Here is a 22,287-nt window from a genome sequence, read left to right as displayed (position 1 = left end):
TTCTTCGAGCCTGTTGCCGTGGAGGGCGGCCCGCGAAGGAACCTTTAAAAACTGTCTCTATACAGGATCTGTAGGGCAGTTTTTAAAGATTTCCTGCAATCTGTTCCCTCTCCCTACAGAGGAAAGGGAACAGGATGAGGGGAACTGCACTTCCCCTCTTATTACTTAAGCGCTCTTCTGCAACAGCATCGACTTGATATGGCCGATAGCTTTCGTCGGGTTCAGCCCCTTAGGACAGACACTGACGCAGTTCATAATGCTGTGGCAGCGGAATACGCTGAAAGCATCGCTCAGGCCGTCCAGACGGGCGTCCGTTTCGGTGTCACGGCTGTCGATCAGGAAGCGATACGCAGCCAGCAAACCGGCCGGGCCGATAAACTTGTCCGGGTTCCACCAGAACGACGGGCAGGAAGTCGAGCAGCAAGCGCAAAGAATACACTCGTACAGACCATCCAGTTTTTCACGCTGCTCAGGCGACTGTAAATGCTCGCGAGCGGGTGGATTTTGCCCATTATTCAACAGGTAAGGCTTAATCTTCTCATATTGAGCATAGAATTGCCCCATGTCTACCACCAGATCGCGGATCACCGGCAGGCCAGGCAGAGGACGGATGACTATCTTCTGTTTGCCGTTGCCAAGCGCCGAAATTGGCGTGATACAGGCCAGCCCGTTTTTACCGTTCATGTTCAGGCCGTCAGAGCCACAAACGCCTTCACGGCATGAGCGACGGAACGACAGACTAGGATCTTTTTCTTTCAGCTGCATTAAAGCGTCAAGCAGCATCATATCGCGACCATCTTCCGCTTCCAGGGTGTAATCCTGCATGCGCGGAGCGTCGTCTACATCCGGGTTATAACGATAAACTGAGAATTCGAGTTTCATTGTCCTGTCTCCGCATTAATAAGTACGAATCTTCGGCGGGAACGCCGGACGCAGTTTCGGTTCCATATTGACGCTACGACGCGTCATGGATTCCGTCTCTGGCAGATACAGGGAATGGCACAGCCAGTTTTCGTCATCACGCTCCGGGAAGTCGAAGCGGCTATGCGCGCCACGGCTCTCGGTACGGAAGTTTGCCGACACCGCAGTGGCATAAGCGGTTTCCATCAGGTTATCCAGCTCAAGGCACTCAACGCGCTGGGTGTTGAACTCGCTGGAAGTATCGTCCAGACGGGCGTTTTTCAGGCGCTCACGGATCGCTTTCAGTTGCTCAAGCCCTTTGGCCATCGCGTCACCTTCACGGAACACCGAGAAGTTGTGCTGCATACATTCCTGCAGCGCTTTGCGGATCTCCACCGGATCTTCACCATTACGGTTGCCGTTCCAGCGGTTCAGGCGCTCAAGGGAGGCGTCGATTTCAGCTTCAGTTGCGTCAAGCAGATCGCCCTGTTCAGCAATAGATTCCTGCAGGTGCAGACCCACAGCACGCCCGAACACGACCAGGTCAAGCAGGGAGTTGCCGCCCAGGCGGTTCGCACCGTGTACGGAAACACAGGCGATTTCGCCCACTGCGAACAAACCAGGGATAACGACATCTTCGCCCTGTTCGTTCACCGTCAGCGCCTGACCGGTCACTTTGGTTGGAATACCGCCCATCATGTAGTGGCAGGTTGGGATAACCGGAATCGGCTCTTTCACCGGATCGACGTGGGCGAAAGTACGGGACAGCTCCAGAATGCCCGGCAGGCGGGATTCCAGCACCTCTTTACCCAGATGGTCGAGTTTCAGCTTGGCGTGTGGGCCCCACGGGCCATCACAGCCGCGGCCTTCACGGATTTCGATCATGATGGAACGCGCCACCACGTCACGACCCGCAAGGTCTTTCGCATTCGGGGCATAACGCTCCATGAAGCGTTCGCCGTGTTTGTTCAGCAGGTAGCCGCCTTCACCGCGACAGCCTTCTGTGACCAGAACCCCTGCCCCGGCGATGCCGGTTGGGTGGAACTGCCACATTTCCATATCCTGCACCGGCACGCCAGCGCGGATAGCCATGCCAACGCCGTCACCAGTGTTGATATGGGCGTTGGTGGTGGACTGATAGATACGTCCCGCACCGCCGGTCGCCAGCACCGTTGCCCGGGCTTTGAAGTAAACCACTTCCCCGGTTTCAATGCACAGCGCGGTGCAGCCCACGACGGCGCCATCGGCGTTTTTCACCAGGTCCAGCGCATACCACTCGGAGAAGATTGTGGTGTGGTTTTTCAGGTTCTGCTGATACAGCGTGTGCAGCAAGGCGTGACCGGTACGGTCAGCGGCTGCGGCAGTACGTGCCGCCTGCTCGCCGCCGAAGTCTTTCGACTGGCCGCCGAACGGACGTTGATAAATGGTGCCGTTTTCCAGACGGGAGAAAGGCAGGCCCATGTGGTCCAGCTCCAGAATCGCTTCCGGGCCGGTTTTACACATATATTCGATGGCGTCCTGGTCACCGATGTAGTCGGAACCTTTTACCGTGTCATACATGTGCCATTCCCAGTTATCTTCATGGGTATTACCGAGCGCCACGGTGATACCACCCTGAGCAGATACGGTATGGGAACGGGTCGGGAACACTTTAGAAAGCAGCGCACAGGTCTGGCCGCTCTGGGAAATCTGTAGCGCCGCGCGCATACCTGCGCCACCGGCACCAATCACTACAGCATCAAATTCTCTGACTGGCAGTTTCATTACACACCCCACACCACAACGAATCCATAAATGACGTAAACCAACAGCGCGACAACAATCAGCAGCTGTAAAGGAAGGCGAATCGCCAGCGGTTTAACGTAGTCGGTCAACACCTGCCACATGCCAATCCAGGCATGGATCAAAATAGAGAACAGTGCCAGCAGGGTGAAAACTTTGGTGAAGGCAGAGGCAAAGAAGCCGTGCCAGACGTCGTAGGTCAGCTCGCCGGTGAAAGCGAAGAAGCCAATCATGTAGATGATGTACAGGGTGAGTACGATGGCGGTAGCGCGAACCAGCACATAATCGTGCACGCCATTGCGACCCAATGCGGAGGCATTGCTTACCATACGAGGACTCCTGCAAGAATTGAAAGCACGACAGTAATAACAAAGGAGATATGTGCGGATCGTTTGCCCGCTACAAAGGTCTCTTCCAGATAGCCAAAGTCCATCAGCAGATGGCGAATACCGACCACCACGTGATAGGCCAGAGCCGTCAGAATGCCCCACATTATGAATTTAACGATAAAGCTGCTCATCACGGCGGAAGCGGTCAGAAAACCTTCCGGGGAGGAGAGTGACAGTCCCAGCAACCAAAGCAGAATGCCGACCGCCACAAATGTGATCACGCCGGAAACGCGGTGGAGGATGGAAGCGATTGCAGTGACGGGGAACCGGATCGTTTTCAGGTCCAGATTGACAGGTCGTTGTTTTTTCACGTTTCTTATCATGAATAGCGCCCACATGCTCTTCTTATTGTTTCCTTCCTCCGGATCTGCATTCGGGGTCAGACAGCGCTAACTTTCTATAACTGTGCGTCATGCAAAAAACAGCTACATCCAGAGGCCAGAGATCTGGCTACAACGCTGGGTGGCTCCCGGTAGCAGGGTGTTCCGGAGACCTGGCGGCAGTATAGGCTCTTCACAAAATCATTACAATTAACCCACATAATGTTTGAAGGGTTTTGCTCGGAACAGTGAGCAGGATCACGATAACAACATTATTTTAAATTTTAATCATCTGATTTGACAAAAGTTAAACATTATTGTTACAAACAGGGCCAGAAAAGCCGTATAATTCGCAAAAGTTATAGGGTCAGCCTTTCACCTGAGTAATAGTTATGTAACAGTGGATGGGTATTGACCCAAGTGATCAGGACAGTTATTAGTGATATACAGGTTTGAATGATACTGATTGCTAAGACGCTGATTTGCTGTAGTTTCGCCCTCAAAGCGAGTGTTACCTGCAAGCGCCCATCGCTCTGTACCCTGGTTGTACTCCTCTAAACAGAGCCGCGAGCCAATTAAAAAACTGGTAACCAACCATTGTGGGTTCGAATGCAAATCGGACGCCCGGCAGTCTTATGAAATAAGGCGCTAAGGAGACCGTAAATGGCTGATACTAAAGCAAACCTCACCCTAAATGGTGACGATGCTCTCGAACTTGATGTGCTAAAGGGCACGCTAGGTCAGGATGTAATTGATATCCGTAGTCTTGGTTCTAAAGGTGTATTTACTTTTGACCCAGGTTTCACCTCTACCGCATCCTGCGAATCCAAAATCACTTATATCGACGGTGACGAAGGCATTCTTTTGCACCGCGGTTTCCCGATTGACCAACTGGCCACCGAATCCAGCTACCTGGAAGTGTGCTACATCCTGCTGAACGGTGAAAAACCGACTCAGGAGCAGTTCGACGAATTCAAAACCACCGTTACCCGCCACACAATGATTCACGAGCAGATCACCCGTCTGTTCCACGGCTTCCGTCGCGACTCGCATCCGATGGCCGTGCTGTGCGGCGTGACCGGTGCGCTGGCGGCCTTCTACCACGACTCCCTTGACGTGAATAACCCACGTCACCGTGAAATCGCGGCATTCCGCCTGCTCTCCAAAATGCCAACCGTAGCGGCAATGTGTTACAAGTATTCGATTGGTCAGCCGTTCGTTTACCCACGCAACGACCTCTCCTACTCGGCTAACTTCCTGAACATGATGTTCTCCACGCCGTGCGAAGAGTACAAAGTTAACCCAATTCTGGAACGCGCAATGGACAGGATTCTTATCCTGCATGCCGACCACGAGCAGAACGCATCGACGTCAACCGTGCGTACCGCAGGTTCTTCCGGCGCTAACCCATTTGCATGTATCGCGGCGGGTATCGCTTCCCTGTGGGGACCGGCTCACGGCGGCGCGAACGAAGCTGCGCTGAAGATGCTGGAAGAAATCAGCACCGTGGAACACATTCCGGAATTCATCCGTCGCGCCAAAGATAAAAACGACTCGTTCCGCCTGATGGGCTTCGGCCACCGCGTGTACAAAAACTACGACCCGCGTGCCACCGTGATGCGTGAAACCTGTCACGAAGTGCTGAAAGAACTGAACCTGAAGGATAACAACCTGCTGGAAGTGGCGATGGAGCTGGAGCACATCGCGCTGAACGACCCGTACTTCATCGAGAAGAAACTTTACCCGAACGTAGACTTCTACTCCGGTATCATCCTGAAAGCGATGGGCATCCCTTCTTCCATGTTTACCGTTATCTTCGCGATGGCGCGTACCGTGGGCTGGATTGCACACTGGAACGAAATGCACGACGACGGCATCAAAATTGCCCGTCCACGTCAGCTGTATACCGGCTACGACAAACGTGATTTCAAATCCGATCTCAAAAAGTAATATTTTCACTTCTTGAGTAAAAAACGCGCCGTATGGCGCGTTTTTTTTATTTCTGACAGGCAGGACACCAATAAAACGGCCTTGAAGAAAGGTTGGTTCTTTCAATAATTCCTCCGCAGCGCTCGCACTGCTCCCCGGCCCGATGAAACACCCTGAAGCTGAAAACTGCCCCGTGGTGTTTGTTCTCGTCTCCCTGCCCCCGCGTCTGATAAGAAAGCCGTGGAATAGCCAGCAAAGCAGTCGCCAGACGCTCGGCCTGAGCTTCGCTTAAATCCTCCGCGCGGTGCTGCGGCGCCAGCTCCGCCTCCCAAAGGATTTCCACTCGCAGGTAATTCCCCAGACCGGCAAGAAAAGCCTGGTCAAGCAGTAATCCACTGAACTGGCGACGGCGGAAACGCGGCGACAGCAGGCGCGCTTTGACCAGATCTACTGTCAGCGTCTCGTCCAGAACATCCGGCCCCACACGCTGCAGGAAAGGATGTTGCTCAAGCTGACCTTTATCCAGTATTTCGATGTCCGAAGCGCTATAAAGCAGAATGGCCTTTTTGGCCGTTTGTAGCCTGACACGCAGCACACGGTTCGTTTCTGCTATTTTACCTGCATCAGCGACTCGCCATACACCGTACAGCTGGTTATGGCTGTACAAGGTTAAACCGTTGGAAAAATGCGTCAGCATCGCTTTCCCCCGGGTTTCGATACTATCGATGGTTTTCCCCACCAGCATCGCCTCAAACGGCTTTAGCTCTTCAAAAGCAAACCAGGCTTCGGTTAACGGCTCCCCGCCCACGGCGGCTTCAAGTTTGTCCGCCGCGCGGCGAATCTCCGGTCCTTCCGGCATACTAAACTCCCTGAAATGTTACGCGTCCTGCGCCAGTTGCCAGGCGATCTGTTCCAGATAAACCGCCTGTTCGCGGCGAGCTTTTAGCGCCTCTGCCAGCGTACACGGCATAAAATGAATGGGTTCCCCGAGCCTGACCTGAGCCAGATGGTAAAGATCGGCCTCGATCACGCAGGCAATGCGAGGGTAGCCGCCGGTTGTCTGGGCATCGTTCATTAGCACAATCGGCTGGCCGTTGTGCGGCACCTGAATGACGCCCGGCAGCAGGCCATGGGACAACATTTCCCGCTGGGTAGTTCGCTCCAGCTCCGGCCCCTGAAGCCGATAGCCCATGCGGTTACTCTGAGGGCTAATTTTCCACGCCAGCCGCCAGAAACTCTCCTGTGACTCCGGACTGAACTCCTGATATTCCGGCCCGGTTAAAGCGCGAATGCGGTTTCCCCAGAGCAATTGTTTGACGCCTCGCGAGCGCTCAAACTTACGCTGAGGTTTATGCCAGGCTAAACGGTCACCATCCCGCAGCAAACGCCCCTGATGGCCGCCTATTCCGGCTTTAAGATCGGTGCTGTAAGCCCCCATCACCTCCGGAACATCCAGGCCGCCGTCGACCGCAAGGTAGCTACGCATACCGTGCGCAGGTTTTTTCAGCGTCAGCCGTTGGCCTTTTTTGACCGGCAGCCGCCAGCCCGTCCACACGGGTTTGCCATCCAGCTCCGCATGGCAGCCCGCACCGGTAAGCGCAAACCAGCCGCTACGCCCGAACTCAATCACGCACTGTCCAAGCGTGATCTCCAGCGCGGGGGCGCCAGGCGCATTCCCGACCAGCAAATTGGCGACGGAAATGGCGGGCGTGTCGAGCGCGCCGCAGCGACTCACGCCCAGCTGGCGAAGCCCTTCACGGCCCGTATCCTGCACGCTGGTATGTATACCGGCGCGAATAATATTCAGCATATACCTCCCTGCTGCGGCACAAAACGCACGCTGTCGCCGGGCAACAATAATGTGGGTGACGGGTCGTGGGGGGTAAACAAATTGAGCGGAGTTTGGCCGATAATTTGCCAGCCCCCCGGCGTCGCGAGGGGATAGATGCCGGTCTGGCTACCGCCAATCCCTACGGAGCCGGCGGCAACCTGCAGCCGGGGTTCAGCGCGGCGCGGCGTGGCGAGGATTTCGGGCAGTCCACCGAGATAGGCAAACCCTGGCTGAAAGCCAAGGAAATAGACCACGTATTCCGCGCCTGAATGCAGGGCGACCACCTGCTCAGGGGTTAAGCCATTATGGCGAGCCACCACATCAAGATCGGGCCCCATATCACCGCCGTAAACCACCGGAATATCAACCCGGCGTGGCGCGGGTATGACGGCCTCGCTCTCTTCCCACCAGCGCTGGAGCCATTCAATGCCATCCAGCGCCAGCCGCTGAGGATCTTCTAGTACAACGGTGATGTTATTCATGCCCGGAATGGCCTCGCTCACCTCAGCAGAGGCATTCAGGCGCTGCAGCAGCCCCCAAATGCGCTGCTGGCTGTTAAGCCTGACGGGAGGCTCCAGCTCCAGAACCACCGCTTTTTCACCTAATAAATAACAGCGAGCTCGTTGCACAGGCCCTCCGGTATCAGGCTGGATTTGGAATGTCGATAAAGATAACGTCGAGATCGGTTTCGCTGTTTAGCCAGTCGCTGAGCGCCTGAATCCCGCCGCGTTCGGTGGCATGGTGGCCCGCGGCGTAGAAATGGAGCCCCTGTTCCCGGGCGGAATGAATCGTCTGCTCGGAAACCTCACCGGTAATAAACGCATCCACACCAAAGCGCGCCGCGCTATCAATAAAGCCCTGACCGCCACCGGTGCACCAGGCCACACGGCGAATCTGATCCGGCCCGGTGTCGCCACACCACAGCGGCGTGCGCCCTAAGCGCATTTCAATCCAGGAAGCCAGCTCCACGCCGGAAAGCGGTGTCGGGAACTCGCCCCACGGAACCAGAGGCTCAACTTCCCCTTTCGTTTCGATCCCCAGCAGCGCGCCAAGTTGGGCGTTATTCCCCAACTGAGGATGGGCATCAAGCGGCAAATGCCAGCCGTAAAGGTTGATGTCGTTCGCCAGCAGCGTTTTCAGGCGGTTACGCTTCATACCTCGGATCACCGGCGATTCGTTTTTCCAAAAATAACCGTGGTGTACGATCACCGCATCGGCCTGCTGGCGCACGGCCTCGTCCAGCAGCGCCTGGCTGGCGGTTACGCCGGTGACCACCTTGCGGATCGCTTCCCGGCCTTCAACCTGCAGGCCATTCGGGGCGTAATCACTGATTGCCGCGCTGTTCAGCTTGTCATTAATCAGGCGTTCCAGTTCACTGTTTTTCATCGTTATTCTCTTCGGTTATTTTCTTGCAGCTTCATAGGCCGCAAGCGTATTCAGTCGGGCCTGCTTATGGTCGACAATCGGGCGCGGGTAGTCCAGCGTTTGCTTTTGTTTATCGGCCCAGACCCACGGCGTATGGATCTGCTTCCCGGGCACCATTTTCAGCTCGGGCAGCCAGTGGCGAATAAAATCCCCTTCGGCGTCGAAACGCTCGCCCTGAGTGGTCGGGTTAAAAATGCGAAAATAAGGCGCCGCGTCGGTGCCCGTAGAGGCCGCCCACTGCCAGCCGCCGTTGTTCGCAGCCAGATCGCCGTCAATCAACTGCGACATAAAATAGCGCTCACCCTGCCGCCAGTCGATCAGCAAATCCTTCACCAGGAAGCTTGCCACCACCATGCGTAAACGGTTATGCATCCAGCCCGTTTTGTTTAACTGGCGCATCGCCGCATCAACAATCGGGTAGCCGGTTTGGCCCTGCTGCCACGCTTCAAGCCACGCCTCATTCCCGCTCCAGCGAACGTTATCAGTCCAGGCGATAAACGGCCGGTAGCGGCAAAGCTTCGGGTACGCGACCATCAGATGGCGGTAAAATTCACGCCAGATGAGTTCGTTGAGCCAGGTTGCCCCGGCCTCACCCTCCAGCGCCCTGGGGTGCTCTTTTAGCAGGCGGTGCAGGCTCTGGCGCGGAGACAAAACGCCAGTGGCCAGGTAAGGCGACAGCCGGCTGGTGCCTTCTGTCGCCGGGAAATCCCGTTGCTCCGGGTAGTCGGCTGCGGGCTGCAGGCAAAACTTACGCAGCATGCCGATAGCCTCCTGCTCCCCCACCGGGAAAATCGTATGGTCAAACGCTTCCCGGGGCATATCGAACGCAAAGCGTTCATTGAAGCGAGACTCTCCCCGGGCTTTGGGCGCAGGCACGCATTCCGGCAATCCTTCCTGCAGACGCCGAATAAACGCCTTGCTGAACGGGGTAAAAACTTTATACATCTCGTGGTTGCCGGTAGTAACGCTGCCCGGTGCAAGGAGCAGGCTGTCATCAAATCCCTGCACGGTAACGTCCACTTCCAGGGCTTTTTCCAGCGCGGCATCACGGGCACGTTCGTTGACTTCATACTGGTAGTTGTAAAAAAGCGCATCGACTTTTTGTTCAGCGCAAAACTCTTTTATACAGTTTACCGACGCGGCGAAATCCGCGACCTGCCGGATGTGAAGCTCAATCCCACGTCCGGCAAGGGCATGGCCCAGAGCCCGTAAATGCTCAAAGATAAATTCAGCCTGTTTTGGCGCCATCACATGCTGCCGCCACTGTTCGGGCGTCACAACAAACACCCCGATCACTTTTGCATCGGGGTTACGGCAGGCGGCGTGTAAGGCGTAGTTATCGTGAATACGTAGATCGTTGCGAAACCAGACCAGATGGGTGGTCATAACTCTCCCTGGATTAATTACCTGACCGCCGCCCTTGCGCTTCGGCGGTGGTTCAACATTGGAAGTTATTCCGGGCAGCAGAAGAAGGTCAATGCCAGGTTAGGTGACATCGCTAACTGCCCGCGTCTAAGTTGTTAACTAAGTGTAGCAAGACGCAGGCAACAAAAAAGCTACCCGGAGGTAGCTTTCGTCAAATCGATTCAGCTTTTAGTAAAAGTCGAAGGCGCCAGCTTCGGATTGTGCCATCCACACCGGCTTGTCGCTGGTTTTGGACCACACGCGGTGCAGGTAACTGTAAAAACGCGCGCGATCTTTCCAGAACAGCATCACCGGCAGGGCAAGCACGCCGGCAGCCACGGCGAAGGTGCGACGCAGGATGACCTGATGCGCAGGGTATTCTTTGTATAAAGACATAGGCTTCTCCTCATAATGTGTGACCGACACCGCATGTCGGAAAATCAAAACTTGTTATCTGGTCAAAATACTATCTCATTGTTTGAAAGTTTACTACTCCTCCGACCAGATAATTGCACTTTTTTGTGCGCTGCTTATCTTTTCCCATGTAATTAAGTTACAGAATGGTTAAATAAATACTAACCATTAGTTAACTAATGGCTTTTGCCATTTTTATACTTTTTTTACACCCCGCCCCCGGACTTTTACGACATCTTTTCACCCGAAATCCTATTCTGCCGCGAAATGCTTAACGCACCGTTGGAGGTGGATTGTGAGTGCAGGCGTCATAACCGGCATCGTGCTGGTCTTCTTGCTGTTGGGTTACCTGATTTATGCCCTGATTAAAGCGGAGGCGTTTTAATGGCTGCGTCCGGATTTTTACTGATCGCCAGCTTTCTGCTGGTGCTCTTTGTCCTTGCGAAACCGCTGGGAACCGTGCTGGCACGACTGATCGATGGCGAACCGCTGCCGATCGTGGGCCGCATTGAGCCGTTTTTGTGGTCGATGATGGGCAGCAAGGGCGAAGAAATGGGCTGGAAACGCTACCTGATGGCGATTCTGGCGTTTAACGTTTTCGGGCTGATCCTGTTGTTTGCGATGCTGTTGTTCCAGGACAGTCTGCCGCTTAACCCGCAGCATCTGCCTGGCTTGTCCTGGCATCTGGCGCTGAACACTGCCGTCAGCTTTGTCTCCAACACTAACTGGCAGTCTTACGGCGGCGAAAGCACGTTGAGTTACTTCAGCCAAATGGTGGGCCTGACGGTACAAAACTTCGTTTCCGCCGCAACCGGTATTGCCGTGGTCTTTGCGCTGATCCGTGGTTTCTCTCGCCATTCCACCAGCACGCTGGGCAACGCATGGGTCGATTTAACCCGCGTCACGCTGTACATCCTGCTGCCGATCTCACTGGTGATGGCGCTGTTCTTTATTAGCCAGGGCTCGCTGCAGAACTTCTCTGCTTACCAGCCTTACACCACCATTGAAGGCGTTCAGCACCTGCTGCCAATGGGGCCAGTGGCTTCTCAGGAAGCGATAAAAATGCTGGGTACCAACGGCGGGGGCTTCTTCAACGCGAACTCCTCTCACCCGTTTGAGAACCCTACGGCGCTGACTAACTTCGTGCAGATGATTTCCATCTTCCTGATCCCGGCTGCGCTCTGCTTTGCCTTTGGTGAAGCCGTAGGCGACCGTCGTCAGGGGCGCGCGCTGCTTTGGGCGATGACCATTATCTTCGTGGTCTGCGTGGTGGTGGTGATGTGGGCCGAACTGCAGGGTAACCCGCACTTCACCCAGCTGGGCGCTAACAGCAGCATCAATATGGAAGGGAAAGAGAGCCGCTTCGGCATTCTGAACAGCAGCCTGTTCGCGGTCATTACTACCGCCGCATCCTGCGGGGCAGTCAACGCCATGCATGACTCCTTTACGGCGCTGGGCGGCATGGTGCCCATGTGGCTGATGCAGATTGGCGAAGTGGTGTTCGGCGGCGTCGGTGCAGGCCTGTACGGCATGCTGCTGTTCGTGCTGCTGGCGGTGTTCATCGCCGGGCTGATGATTGGCCGTACCCCGGAATACCTGGGTAAGAAAATCGACGTGCCGGAAATGAAAATGACCTCGCTGGCCATTCTTATCACCCCGGCCCTGGTGCTGCTCGGCACCGCCCTGGCGATGATGACGGAGGCGGGCCGCAGTGGGATAGCAAACCCAGGGATTCACGGCTTCAGCGAAGTGCTGTACGCGGTGTCTTCCGCCGCCAACAACAACGGCAGCGCCTTCGCAGGCCTGAGCACCAACACGCCGTTCTGGAACATGCTGCTGGCCGTGTGCATGTGGATTGGCCGCTTCGGGGTGATTATCCCGGTGATGGCGATTGCCGGCTCCCTGGCCGCGAAAAAATCCCAGGCCGTCAGCATCGGTACGCTGCCGACGCATGGCCCGCTGTTTATCGGTTTACTGATTGGGACAGTGCTGCTGGTTGGCGCCCTGACCTTTATCCCCGCCCTCGCTTTAGGCCCGGTTGCGGAACACCTTTCTCTGGTTAATTTCTGATTACGAGGCTTCCATGAGTCGCAAGCAACAGGCGCTGTTTGAACCTGGTCTGATCCGTCAGGCGCTAATTGATTCTTTTAAAAAGCTCGCCCCGCAGGTGCAGTGGCGCAACCCGGTGATGTTTATCGTCTGGGTGGGGAGCATTATCACTACCCTGCTCGGGATAGCGATGTTCACCGGCTTACAGCAGGGGGATGCCCTCTTCACCCTCGCTATCAGCCTGTGGCTGTGGTTTACCGTGCTGTTCGCCAACTTTGCGGAAGCGCTGGCGGAAGGCCGCAGCAAGGCCCAGGCCAACAGCCTGAAAGGGGTGAAAAAAACCAGCTGGGCGCGCAAACTGCGCAGCCCGCAGCACGATGCTCAGGTGGACCATATTCCGGCCGCCGATCTACGTAAAGGCGATGTCGTACTGGTTGAAGCCGGGGATATCATCCCGTGCGATGGCGAAGTCCTCGAAGGCGGCGCGTCGGTGGATGAAAGCGCCATCACCGGGGAGTCCGCCCCGGTTATCCGTGAATCCGGCGGCGACTTTGCCTCGGTAACCGGCGGGACACGCATCCTGTCCGACTGGCTGGTCATCCAGTGCAGCGTTAACCCGGGAGAAACCTTCCTCGACCGCATGATTGCCATGGTGGAAAGCGCCCAGCGTCGTAAAACGCCGAACGAAATCGCCCTGACTATCCTGCTGGTGGCGCTGACGATTGTCCTGCTGCTGGCGACCGCGACCCTGTGGCCGTTCTCTGCCTACGGCGGCCAGGCGGCTAGCGTAACCGTGCTGGTAGCCCTGCTGGTCTGCCTGATCCCAACCACCATCGGCGGCCTGCTTTCCGCCATCGGCGTGGCCGGGATGAGCCGCATGCTGGGCGCGAACGTTATCGCCACCAGCGGTCGGGCGGTAGAAGCCGCCGGGGATATCGATGTCCTGCTGCTGGATAAAACCGGCACCATCACGCTCGGTAACCGCCAGGCTTCGGCCTTCCTCCCTGCCCCTGGGGTGGATGAAAAAGAGCTGGCCGATGCCGCGCAACTGGCCTCGCTGGCGGATGAAACCCCAGAAGGCCGCAGCATCGTGGTGCTGGCAAAACAGCGCTTTAATCTGCGTGAGCGCGACGTGCAGAACCTGCAGGCAACGTTTGTGCCGTTTACCGCGCAAACTCGTATGAGCGGCATCAACATTCAGGACCGCATGATCCGTAAAGGTTCCGTGGATGCCATCCGTCGCCACGTAGAGGTGAACAACGGTCATTTCCCGACGCAGGTAGACACCCTGGTTGAAGGTGTGGCTCGCCAGGGCGGTACGCCGCTGGTGGTGGCCGAAGGCGCTAACGTCCTGGGCGTGATCGCACTCAAAGACATCGTTAAGGGCGGCATTAAAGAGCGCTTTGCACAGCTGCGCCAGATGGGCATCAAAACGGTGATGATTACCGGGGATAACCGCCTGACCGCCGCGGCGATTGCCGCTGAAGCCGGGGTGGATGACTTCCTTTCAGAAGCCACGCCGGAAGCCAAACTGGCGCTGATTCGCCAGTATCAGGCCGAAGGCCGTCTGGTAGCCATGACCGGCGACGGCACCAACGACGCCCCGGCGCTGGCACAGGCGGACGTGGCGGTAGCGATGAACTCCGGGACTCAGGCGGCGAAAGAAGCCGGCAACATGGTTGACCTGGACTCTAACCCGACCAAGCTGATTGAAGTGGTTCACATCGGGAAGCAAATGCTGATGACCCGCGGGTCGCTGACTACCTTCAGTATCGCTAACGACGTGGCGAAATACTTCGCCATTATCCCGGCGGCGTTTGCAGTGACCTATCCACAGCTTAATGCGCTGAACGTGATGCACCTGCACTCCCCTGCCTCGGCCATTCTGAGCGCGGTGATCTTCAATGCGCTGATCATCATCTGCCTCATCCCGCTGGCGCTAAAAGGCATTAGCTATAAGCCGCTGAGCGCTGCCGCGATGCTGCGTCGCAATCTGTGGATCTATGGCCTGGGCGGTATCGTCGTGCCGTTTATTGGTATCAAAGTGATTGACGTTATCCTGACCGTGTTCGGTCTGGTCTAAGAGGAAAAGAACATGGCTACGTTACGCCCCGCCTTATTACTGCTGATTATCCTGACGCTGATTACCGGAGGGGTTTATCCCCTCATTGCCACGCTGCTGGGGCAATGGTGGTTCCCGGCCCAGGCCAACGGCTCCTTGATCGTTGAAGACGGCAAGGTTCGCGGTTCAGAACTGATTGGTCAGGACTTCACGAACGCAAAATATTTCCAGGGCCGCCCTTCTGCCACCTCGGATAGCCCCTATAATCCAATGGCATCCGGCGGCAGCAACCTTGCGGCCAGCAACCCGGAGCTGGACAAAGAGGTTAAGGCTCGTATTAGCGCACTGCGTGCGGCTAATCCGGAGGCAAATCCAGCGGTTCCCGTTGACTTAGTCACCACCTCCGCCAGCGGCCTGGACGGACAGCTTTCTCCTGAAGCGACCGCGTGGCAAATCCCACGGGTGGCTAAAGCCAGAAACCTGCCGGTGGAGCAAATCGCTCGTCTGGTGGCTGAAAACACCACCACGCCGCTGGTGAATTTTATCGGCATGCCGGTAGTGAACATCGTTAAGCTGAACCTGGCGCTGGACCATCTCCAGGCGAAGTAAAAAGGACGCGTTATGACCGAGGAGCCGCTGCGCCCCAACCCCGATAAGCTGCTGGAGAAAGTAAACCGCCAGCCGCGTGGGAAACTGAAAATCTTCTTCGGCGCCTGTGCGGGCGTCGGGAAAACCTACGCGATGCTTCAGGAGGCGCAGCGTCTGCGGGCGCAGGGCCTCGATGTGCTGGTGGGCGTGGTGGAAACCCACGGCCGCCAGGAAACTGCCGAACTATTGAAGGGGCTGACGATTCAGCCCCCTCGGCGTATTCATCACCGGGGGCGTCTGGTTCAGGAATTTGACCTCGATGCCGCCCTCGCCCGCAATCCTGCCCTGATTCTGATGGACGAACTGGCGCACAGTAACGCCCCAGGCTCACGTCACCCCAAGCGCTGGCAGGATGTGGAAGAACTGCTGGAAGCCGGAATCGACGTCCTCACCTCGGTTAACGTTCAGCATCTGGAAAGCCTGAATGATGTGGTGGGCGGCGTGACCGGAATTCAGGTCCGTGAAACCGTCCCCGATCCTATTTTCGACGCCGCCGACGAGGTTGTGCTGGTTGACCTGCCCCCGGACGATCTTCGCCAGCGCCTGCACGAGGGCAAAGTTTACATCTCCGGCCAGGCCGAGCGCGCCATCGAGCACTTCTTCCGCAAAGGTAACCTTATCGCCCTGCGCGAACTGGCGCTCCGGCGCACTGCAGACCGCGTTGACGATCAGATGCGCGCCTGGCGCGACAACCAGGGCCAGGAGAAAGTCTGGCACACGCGTGACGCCATTCTGCTGTGCATCGGCCACAGCAGCGGGAATGAAAAACTGGTTCGCACCGCCGCTCGCCTTGCCGCTAAGCTCGGCAGCGTCTGGCACGCCGTTTACGTTGAAACGCCGCAGCTTCACCGCCTGCCGGAACATCAGCGGCGGACCATTTTAAGCGCTCTGCGGCTCGCTCAGGAGCTGGGGGCGGAAACCGCCACGCTCGCCGATCCTAATGAAGAAAAAGCGGTACTGCGCTACGCCCGAGAGCACAATCTCGGCAAAATCATTATTGGCCGCCATACCACGCGCCGCTGGTGGCACCGCACTTCTTTTGCCGACCGGTTAGCCAAACGCGCGCCGGACCTCGATCTGGTGATTGTCGCGCTGGATGAAAAGCCGCTCCCCTCCCCGGCCAGGGCACCGGACACCAGAACGCTAAGCGAGAAATGGCGTATTCAGCTGCGCGGCTGTGCCGTGGCGGTAGTGCTCTGTGCGTTTATTACCTTTATCGCCAATCAGTGGCTGGTGGCCTTTGATGCCGCCAACCTGGTGATGATCTACCTGCTTGGCGTGGTGATGGTGGCGCTGTTTTATGGCCGCTGGCCGTCCGTCCTTGCGACTGTCATTAACGTTATCAGCTTCGACCTGTTCTTTATTGCGCCGCGAGGCACGCTCGCCGTGTCGGATGTTCAGTACCTGCTAACCTTCGGGGTGATGCTTACCGTGGGGCTGGTGATCGGTAATCTGACCGCCGGTGTGCGCTACCAGGCGCGCATTGCCCGCTACCGCGAACAGCGTACCCGTCATCTGTATGAGATGTCTAAAGCGCTGGCCGATGACCGGACCCCACAGGACGTTGCCGCCACCAGCGTGCAGTTTATCAACAACACCTTCCAGGCCCGCAGCCTGCTGCTGCTCCCGGACGAACACGGGAAGCTCAGCCGCATCGCGGCCGAAGGGGAACCCGCGCAGTGGGACGAAGCCATTGCCCGCTGGAGCTTTGATAAAGGCCAGCCTGCCGGCGCCGGGACGGATACGCTGCCGGGCGTGCCCTACCGCATCCTGCCGCTCAGCACCACGGAAAGAACCCTGGGCCTGCTGGTGGTTGAGCCGGAAAATCTGCGCCAGTTGATGATCCCCGAGCAGCAGCGTCTGCTGGAAACCTTCACTCTGCTGGTGGCTACCGCGCTGGACAGACTGCTGTTAACCGCCAGCGAAGAGCAGGCCCGGCTCTCCAGCGAGCGCGAACAAATTCGCAACTCGCTGCTGGCCGCGCTTTCGCATGACTTACGCACCCCGCTGACAGTGCTGTTCGGCCAGGCAGAAATTCTGACGCTGGATCTGGCCAGCGAAGGGTCAAAACATGCCCCGCAGGCCAACGAAATCCGTCAGCATGTGCTGAACACTACCCGACTGGTGAATAATCTGCTGGATATGGCCCGCATTCAGTCGGGCGGCTTTAACCTTCGCAAAGAATGGCTGACGCTGGAAGAAGTCGTCGGCAGCGCGCTGAAAATGCTTGAGCCGGGCCTCGGCGGCCGCCATATCGCCCTTAATTTGCCCGATCCGCTGATGCTGATTGAAGTCGACGGCCCGCTGTTTGAACGCGTGTTGATCAACCTGCTGGAAAATGCGGTGAAATATGCCGGTTATAAAGCCGAGATTGGTATAAAGGCCACATCGACGGCAGATAAACTGGACCTGGAAGTTTGGGACAGCGGCCCGGGGGTTCCGGCTGGTAAAGAGCTGCTGATTTTTGATAAATTTGCCCGAGGTAACAAAGAATCAGCTATTCCAGGCGTTGGGCTTGGGCTGGCTATCTGCCGGGCGATTGTTGAAGTTCACGGCGGCACAATTTACGCGCTTAACCGCCCGGAAGGCGGTGCCAGCTTCCACGTTGTGCTACCTTTATCGCCTCCCCCCGAACTCCCTGAAATGATTGAGGTGCTGTGACAACGGTTCTGATAATTGAGGATGAAAAAGAGATCCGCCGCTTTCTGCGCACCGCGCTGGAAGATGAATCGTTACGCGTGTTCGATGCCGAAACGCTGCAGCGCGGCCTGATTGAAGCCGCCACCCGCAAGCCGGATCTGGTGATTCTGGATCTCGGCCTGCCGGACGGTGACGGCATCGATTTTATTCGTGACTTCCGCCAGTGGAGCCAGACGCCGGTCATTGTCCTGTCAGCCCGGAGTGACGAACAGGCGAAGATTGCCGCCCTGGATGCCGGGGCGGATGATTTTCTCAGCAAGCCGTTTGGCATCGGCGAGCTGCAGGCCAGGCTTCGGGTTGCCCTGCGCCGCCACGCCAGCATCGTTCAGCCCGATCCGGTGTACCAGTTTTCTGAAATCCGGGTCGACCTCTCTTCGCGCCGCATTACTCGCGGCGAAGAAGAAATTCACCTGACCCCTATCGAGTTTCGCCTGCTGGCGACCCTGCTGAATAACCACGGCAAAGTGCTAACCCAGCGCCAGCTTCTCAATCAGGTCTGGGGCCCAAATGCCGTGGAGCACAGTCACTATCTGCGTATTTATATGGGCCACCTGCGCCAGAAGCTGGAGAGCGACCCCGCCCGCCCTCGCCATCTGCTCACCGAAACCGGGATCGGCTACCGTTTTATGCTCTGAAGGAGTAATCTCTGGCTCGTTCAAGAGGAGCCCGTTATGAGCGCATGGTTAGTCTACGCCCTGTTGTCTGCCGCTACGGCAGCGCTGGTCGCCATTTTTGGTAAGGTTGGTTTGCAGCATCTGGATGCCAATACCGCCACGGCCGTACGTGCCGTGGTCATGGCGTTATTTTTAGTGGGAGTGGTTGTCGTTCAGGGAAAACTGAACCTCATCAGCACGGTCTTTGCCGATAAAAAAGCGCTGCTGTTTATTCTGCTGAGCGGCGTGGCCGGGGCGCTGTCCTGGCTGTTCTATTTTATGGCAATCAAAAACGGGGAAGTGTCGAAGGTCGCCCCTATCGATAAGCTGAGCGTAGTCTTTGCGGTGATTCTGGCGGTGATTCTGTTTGGTGAGAAAGTGTCGCTGATTGCCGGGATAGGCGTGGCGCTTATCACCTGCGGCGCGCTGATGGTGGCTTTGGGTTAAAAGAGAAAGGCTCCCGCAGGAGCCTTTTTACCTATTACTTCGCGTTTTTCAGCACTTCGCTGACAATCTCTACCGCTTCTTTCTCAATCTGTTCGCGGTGCTCTGCGCCCAGGAAGCTTTCACAGTAAATTTTGTAGGCGTCTTCGGTGCCGGACGGACGAGCGGCAAACCAGCCGTTCTCGGTCATTACCTTCAGGCCGCCGATGGAAGCGCCGTTGCCCGGAGCTGCCGTCAGGCGTGCGGTGATCGGGTCACCTGCCAGCGTGTCTGCACTCACCATTTCTGGCGACAGTTTAGACAGCGCGGCCTTCTGTGCGGAGGTCGCCGGCGCCTGAATACGGTTGTAGCTCGGTGCGCCGAAGCGTGCCGCCAGCTCGTCATAATGCTGCTGCGGGTTTTTACCCGTCACGGCGGTGATTTCTGCCGCCAGCAGACACATGATGATGCCGTCTTTGTCGGTCGACCACGGGGTGCCGTTGAAGCGCAGGAACGATGCCCCGGCGCTCTCTTCGCCACCGAAGCCAAAGCTGCCGTCGAACAGGCCGTCAACGAACCACTTAAAGCCAACCGGGACTTCCACCAGCTTGCGGCCCAGGTCTTCTACCACGCGGTCAATCATCGCGGAAGAGACCAGAGTTTTACCGACGGCCACATCTTTGCCCCACTGCGGACGATGCTGGAACAGATAGTTGATAGCCACGGCCAGATAATGGTTTGGGTTCATCAGGCCAGCAGGCGTCACGATGCCGTGGCGGTCGTAATCCGGGTCATTGGCAAACGCCAGATCGAATTTGTCGCGCAGCGCCAGCAGGCCCGCCATCGCACATTCGGAAGAGCAGTCCATACGGATAGCCCCGTCTTTATCGAGGTGCATAAAGCGGAAGGTCTGGTCGACCTGATCGTTAACGATAGTTAAGTCCAGGTTGTAGTGCTTCGCAATACGGTGCCAGTATTCGATCCCGGAGCCGCCGAGTGGGTCAACGCCCAGCTTCAGGCCGGCCTTTTGAATCGCGGCCATGTCCACGATATCCACCAGGCCTTCGATGAACGGCTGAACAAGATCCTGCTCCTGAACGTGGCCGCTTTCCCAGGCTTTATCCAGAGAGATACGCTTCACGCCTTTCAGGCCGTCGGCCAGCAGCGCGTTAGCGCGATCTTCGACAACTTTGGTGACGTTGGTATCAGCCGGGCCACCGTTTGGCGGGTTGTACTTGATCCCGCCGTCGTCCGGTGGGTTATGGGATGGCGTGATAACAATCCCGTCAGCCTGAGCGCCGCCCTTTTGGTTATGCACCAGAATGGCGTTAGAAACCGCCGGCGTTGGAGTGTAGCCGTTATCCTGCTGCACAATGACGTCCACGCCGTTGGCGGCCAGCACTTCCAGCACGGAGATAAACGCAGGTTCGGACAGCGCGTGGGTATCTTTGCCCACATAGCACGGACCGGTAATCCCATTCTTCGCACGCTCTTCAGCAATAGCTTGCGCTATCGCCAGAATATGAGGTTCGTTAAAGCTATGACGTGCCGCACTGCCGCGGTGGCCGGAAGTCCCGAATTTCACCGCGTGTTCACTATTACCCACCACAGGCTTCAGCACGTAATACTGCGCCGTAAGCTGGGCTACGTTAATCAAATCGCTCTGTTGTGCAGGCTGGCCCGCACGATCGTGGTTAGCCATTGGCTCTTCCTTACTGACGCCAGGTTTTTAAATAGTGCCGCAAACCTTTTCAATCAGCTCCGCAGGGAACTGCATTGACTGCATGATGTGTTCGATCATGCTGCATTTACGACCAGTATTCGTATTGGTGATCACCCAGTATGGGGTGCCCGGAACATGTTTCGGCTTGGTTTGGTTCCCGTTCGCCAGCAGCGTTTGTTCGTCGCCAGCAAAATAGACGCGAGTGCGGCCATGCAGGGATTCAGTCGCTTCGCCGAAAGTCTTCGCGTCCAGCTGATACAGGGTGGACAGCACCATCATAAAGCGGTTTACGGCCTTATTCTGAGCGGCATATTCATCGGAAAGCAGCAGCTCACGAACGGCGCGCACGCGGTTGCGGGCGGTGTTCGCAGGCTTTTCTTCAACAACGGGAGCCGCAGCGCGCTCAGGCGCAGCTGGCGTAGGAGTGGCTGCTGGTGTTTGCCCGGCGGTAAATTTAAGCATGCGCCGTAAAATGTCTGACGCGCTCTCACCAATGTGCTTAGTCTGGCTGGCAATGTAGCGGTATAGCTCGTCATCAACTTCGATTGTTTTCATCTTAATCCAGTACGATATCTTTTCTGAATACAAGTCGTTGGGAGTATAGGGTCAAATCCCAACAGCGAACAGGAGGGGCGACTCAAAGTCAGAGTAAACTGAATATTTGCCGCACGCCCGCAGGAATGCCAACATGATACCCTAACCAAACGAACCAAAATAAAGAACTTTGCCATGAAATTAAATGCTCGCCTGCAAACTGCGCAACAATCGAATAGCAATTCCCCTATCGTCCTGATTCACGGCCTGTTTGGCAGCCTGGATAATCTCGGCGTGCTGGCGCGGGATCTGGGTAAAGATCATACCTTGCTGCAAATAGATCTGCGTAACCACGGGCTGTCTCCGCGCAGTGATGACATGAGCTATGCCGCAATGGCCGGCGACGTGCTGGACACGCTGGACGAATACGGCATCGAGAAAGCCACGTTTATTGGCCATTCCATGGGCGGCAAAGTGGTGATGGCGCTGACGGCTCTTGCCCCTCAGCGCATCGATAAGCTGGTGATGATTGATATCGCTCCGGTTAACTATCAGGTTCGCCGTCACGACGAGATTTTCGCGGCGATTCGCGCGGTCACTGAAGCAGGGGTTGAAACTCGCCAGCAGGCGGCGCAAATCATGCGTAAACATGTAGCAGAAGAAGGTGTCATTCAGTTTCTGCTGAAATCCTTCGCTGACGGTGAGTGGAAGTTCAACGTGCCCGTGCTTTGGCAACAATATGAAAGTATCGTCGGCTGGCAGCCTGTACCGGCCTGGCCTCATCCGGCGCTGTTTATCCGCGGGGGGAATTCCCCATATGTTGATGAAAGCCACCGCGAGGCGCTGTTAAGTCAGTTCCCACAGGCCCGTGCTCACGTTATCGCTGGCGCGGGTCATTGGGTTCATGCGGAAAAACCGGACGCTGTTTTACGCGCGATTCACCGATTTATCGATGCCGAGTCGAAAAACTGATTAAAAACAGAACGACCAGCCAGCAGAAGTCGCTAACGCGTTGGCGGGAGTGGCGCGCTGATGTATGATGGCGCGCTTAATTGCACCGGCACCCTGCCCCTGCAGCCAGAATTTCCTGTCAGTATTCTA

General features: G+C 56.7%; 20 protein-coding genes and 1 pseudogene. 9 read left to right on the top strand and 12 right to left on the bottom strand.

Translation table 11 applies throughout. The features are described 5' to 3' along the window. Positions 1-165: 165 nt before the first annotated feature. Genes sdhB through sdhC form a run of 4 tightly spaced genes read right to left on the bottom strand, consistent with a single transcriptional unit; the run spans position 166 to position 3,409 of the window. Positions 166-882: a succinate dehydrogenase gene (gene sdhB, locus VW41_05990; protein AJZ88611.1), complete on the bottom strand. Its 717-nt coding sequence runs from the start codon at positions 880-882 to the stop codon at positions 166-168. 15 nt (positions 883-897) lie between these two features. Further along, a complete protein-coding gene (sdhA, locus tag VW41_05985) occupies positions 898-2,664 on the bottom strand; it encodes a succinate dehydrogenase (protein ID AJZ88610.1) in 1,767 nt (588 codons plus the stop codon). Further along, positions 2,664-3,011 (bottom strand): succinate dehydrogenase, encoded by a 348-nt coding sequence (sdhD, locus tag VW41_05980; protein AJZ88609.1) that lies wholly within the window; start codon positions 3,009-3,011, stop codon positions 2,664-2,666. Before sdhD ends, sdhA begins: the two co-directional genes overlap by 1 nt. Continuing rightward, the gene (sdhC, locus tag VW41_05975) at positions 3,005-3,409 is read right to left on the bottom strand and encodes a succinate dehydrogenase (GenBank protein ID AJZ88608.1); all 405 of its coding nucleotides are present in this window, start codon (positions 3,407-3,409) and stop codon (positions 3,005-3,007) included. Before sdhC ends, sdhD begins: the two co-directional genes overlap by 7 nt. Positions 3,410-4,054: 645 nt before the next feature. On the opposite strand from sdhC, the gene gltA reads away from it, so the two are divergent. Further along, a complete protein-coding gene (gene gltA, locus VW41_05970; GenBank protein ID AJZ88607.1) occupies positions 4,055-5,341 on the top strand; it encodes a type II citrate synthase in 1,287 nt (428 codons plus the stop codon). Between the two features lie 46 nt (positions 5,342-5,387). Here gltA and VW41_05965 read toward each other — a convergent pair whose 3' ends face one another. From VW41_05965 to VW41_05940, 6 genes are all read right to left on the bottom strand, one after another. Further along, a complete protein-coding gene (locus tag VW41_05965) occupies positions 5,388-6,179 on the bottom strand; it encodes an endonuclease VIII (protein ID AJZ88606.1) in 792 nt (263 codons plus the stop codon). A gap of 18 nt (positions 6,180-6,197) precedes the next feature. Further along, a complete protein-coding gene (locus VW41_05960) occupies positions 6,198-7,130 on the bottom strand; it encodes a hypothetical protein (GenBank protein AJZ88605.1) in 933 nt (310 codons plus the stop codon). Next, the gene (locus tag VW41_05955; protein AJZ88604.1) at positions 7,124-7,780 is read right to left on the bottom strand and encodes a hypothetical protein; all 657 of its coding nucleotides are present in this window, start codon (positions 7,778-7,780) and stop codon (positions 7,124-7,126) included. The genes VW41_05960 and VW41_05955 overlap by 7 nt, the downstream gene beginning before the upstream one ends. 13 nt (positions 7,781-7,793) lie before the next feature. Continuing rightward, entirely contained in the window at positions 7,794-8,537 is a 744-nt protein-coding gene (locus tag VW41_05950; GenBank protein AJZ88603.1) for a metal-binding protein, read from the bottom strand. A 15-nt stretch (positions 8,538-8,552) separates the two neighbouring features. Further along, positions 8,553-9,962, bottom strand: coding sequence for a deoxyribodipyrimidine photolyase (locus VW41_05945; GenBank protein AJZ88602.1), 1,410 nt, complete (start codon positions 9,960-9,962; stop codon positions 8,553-8,555). Between the two features lie 207 nt (positions 9,963-10,169). Further along, a complete protein-coding gene (locus VW41_05940) occupies positions 10,170-10,376 on the bottom strand; it encodes a hypothetical protein (protein AJZ88601.1) in 207 nt (68 codons plus the stop codon). A gap of 197 nt (positions 10,377-10,573) precedes the next feature. Between VW41_05940 and VW41_05935 the strand changes: the two are divergent. From VW41_05935 to VW41_05905, 7 genes and pseudogenes are all read left to right on the top strand, one after another. Continuing rightward, a pseudogene (locus VW41_05935) lies at positions 10,574-10,779 on the top strand (ATPase). After that, positions 10,779-12,464, top strand: a complete 1,686-nt coding sequence (locus VW41_05930; protein ID AJZ88600.1) for a potassium-transporting ATPase subunit A — start codon at positions 10,779-10,781, stop codon at positions 12,462-12,464. The pseudogene VW41_05935 and the gene VW41_05930 overlap by 1 nt, the downstream one beginning before the upstream one ends. 13 nt (positions 12,465-12,477) lie before the next feature. Then, complete coding sequence (locus VW41_05925; protein AJZ88599.1) at positions 12,478-14,526, top strand: potassium-transporting ATPase subunit B; 2,049 nt, start codon at positions 12,478-12,480, stop codon at positions 14,524-14,526. Between the two features lie 12 nt (positions 14,527-14,538). Beyond that, positions 14,539-15,114: a potassium-transporting ATPase subunit C gene (locus VW41_05920; protein ID AJZ88598.1), complete on the top strand. Its 576-nt coding sequence runs from the start codon at positions 14,539-14,541 to the stop codon at positions 15,112-15,114. A gap of 12 nt (positions 15,115-15,126) precedes the next feature. After that, complete coding sequence (locus VW41_05915; protein ID AJZ88597.1) at positions 15,127-17,814, top strand: sensor protein KdpD; 2,688 nt, start codon at positions 15,127-15,129, stop codon at positions 17,812-17,814. Further along, entirely contained in the window at positions 17,811-18,488 is a 678-nt protein-coding gene (locus tag VW41_05910; protein AJZ88596.1) for a transcriptional regulator, read from the top strand. Before VW41_05915 ends, VW41_05910 begins: the two co-directional genes overlap by 4 nt. A gap of 36 nt (positions 18,489-18,524) precedes the next feature. Further along, positions 18,525-18,953 (top strand): membrane protein, encoded by a 429-nt coding sequence (locus tag VW41_05905; protein AJZ88595.1) that lies wholly within the window; start codon positions 18,525-18,527, stop codon positions 18,951-18,953. A gap of 34 nt (positions 18,954-18,987) precedes the next feature. Here the strand turns inward: VW41_05905 and VW41_05900 are convergent, their stop codons facing one another. Then, positions 18,988-20,631: a phosphoglucomutase gene (locus tag VW41_05900; protein ID AJZ88594.1), complete on the bottom strand. Its 1,644-nt coding sequence runs from the start codon at positions 20,629-20,631 to the stop codon at positions 18,988-18,990. Positions 20,632-20,658: 27 nt separating this feature from the next. Beyond that, positions 20,659-21,207 (bottom strand): replication initiation regulator SeqA, encoded by a 549-nt coding sequence (locus VW41_05895; protein ID AJZ88593.1) that lies wholly within the window; start codon positions 21,205-21,207, stop codon positions 20,659-20,661. Positions 21,208-21,381: 174 nt separating this feature from the next. Here VW41_05895 and VW41_05890 point away from each other — a divergent pair, with 174 nt between their 5' ends. After that, on the top strand, positions 21,382-22,158 hold the full coding sequence (locus tag VW41_05890) for an acyl-CoA esterase (GenBank protein ID AJZ88592.1): 777 nt from the start codon (positions 21,382-21,384) through the stop codon (positions 22,156-22,158). Positions 22,159-22,287: the final 129 nt, after the last annotated feature.

Source organism: Klebsiella michiganensis (genome assembly GCA_000963575.1).
GTDB classification, from domain to species: Bacteria; Pseudomonadota; Gammaproteobacteria; order Enterobacterales; family Enterobacteriaceae; genus Cedecea; species Cedecea michiganensis_A.
Note: the sequence above shows the minus strand (reverse complement) of the source record. Positions and strands in the feature narration are given on the sequence as shown.

Coding starts and splice junctions, on each gene's coding strand:
- sdhB (AJZ88611.1), bottom strand. CDS start 882: ATGAAACTCGAATTCTCAGTTTATCGTTATAACCCGGATGTAGACGAC.
- sdhA (AJZ88610.1), bottom strand. CDS start 2,664: ATGAAACTGCCAGTCAGAGAATTTGATGCTGTAGTGATTGGTGCCGGT.
- sdhD (AJZ88609.1), bottom strand. CDS start 3,011: ATGGTAAGCAATGCCTCCGCATTGGGTCGCAATGGCGTGCACGATTAT.
- sdhC (AJZ88608.1), bottom strand. CDS start 3,409: ATGTGGGCGCTATTCATGATAAGAAACGTGAAAAAACAACGACCTGTC.
- gltA (AJZ88607.1), top strand. CDS start 4,055: ATGGCTGATACTAAAGCAAACCTCACCCTAAATGGTGACGATGCTCTC.
- VW41_05965 (AJZ88606.1), bottom strand. CDS start 6,179: ATGCCGGAAGGACCGGAGATTCGCCGCGCGGCGGACAAACTTGAAGCC.
- VW41_05960 (AJZ88605.1), bottom strand. CDS start 7,130: ATGCTGAATATTATTCGCGCCGGTATACATACCAGCGTGCAGGATACG.
- VW41_05950 (AJZ88603.1), bottom strand. CDS start 8,537: ATGAAAAACAGTGAACTGGAACGCCTGATTAATGACAAGCTGAACAGC.
- VW41_05945 (AJZ88602.1), bottom strand. CDS start 9,962: ATGACCACCCATCTGGTCTGGTTTCGCAACGATCTACGTATTCACGAT.
- VW41_05940 (AJZ88601.1), bottom strand. CDS start 10,376: ATGTCTTTATACAAAGAATACCCTGCGCATCAGGTCATCCTGCGTCGC.
- VW41_05930 (AJZ88600.1), top strand. CDS start 10,779: ATGGCTGCGTCCGGATTTTTACTGATCGCCAGCTTTCTGCTGGTGCTC.
- VW41_05925 (AJZ88599.1), top strand. CDS start 12,478: ATGAGTCGCAAGCAACAGGCGCTGTTTGAACCTGGTCTGATCCGTCAG.
- VW41_05920 (AJZ88598.1), top strand. CDS start 14,539: ATGGCTACGTTACGCCCCGCCTTATTACTGCTGATTATCCTGACGCTG.
- VW41_05915 (AJZ88597.1), top strand. CDS start 15,127: ATGACCGAGGAGCCGCTGCGCCCCAACCCCGATAAGCTGCTGGAGAAA.
- VW41_05905 (AJZ88595.1), top strand. CDS start 18,525: ATGAGCGCATGGTTAGTCTACGCCCTGTTGTCTGCCGCTACGGCAGCG.
- VW41_05900 (AJZ88594.1), bottom strand. CDS start 20,631: ATGGCTAACCACGATCGTGCGGGCCAGCCTGCACAACAGAGCGATTTG.
- VW41_05895 (AJZ88593.1), bottom strand. CDS start 21,207: ATGAAAACAATCGAAGTTGATGACGAGCTATACCGCTACATTGCCAGC.
- VW41_05890 (AJZ88592.1), top strand. CDS start 21,382: ATGAAATTAAATGCTCGCCTGCAAACTGCGCAACAATCGAATAGCAAT.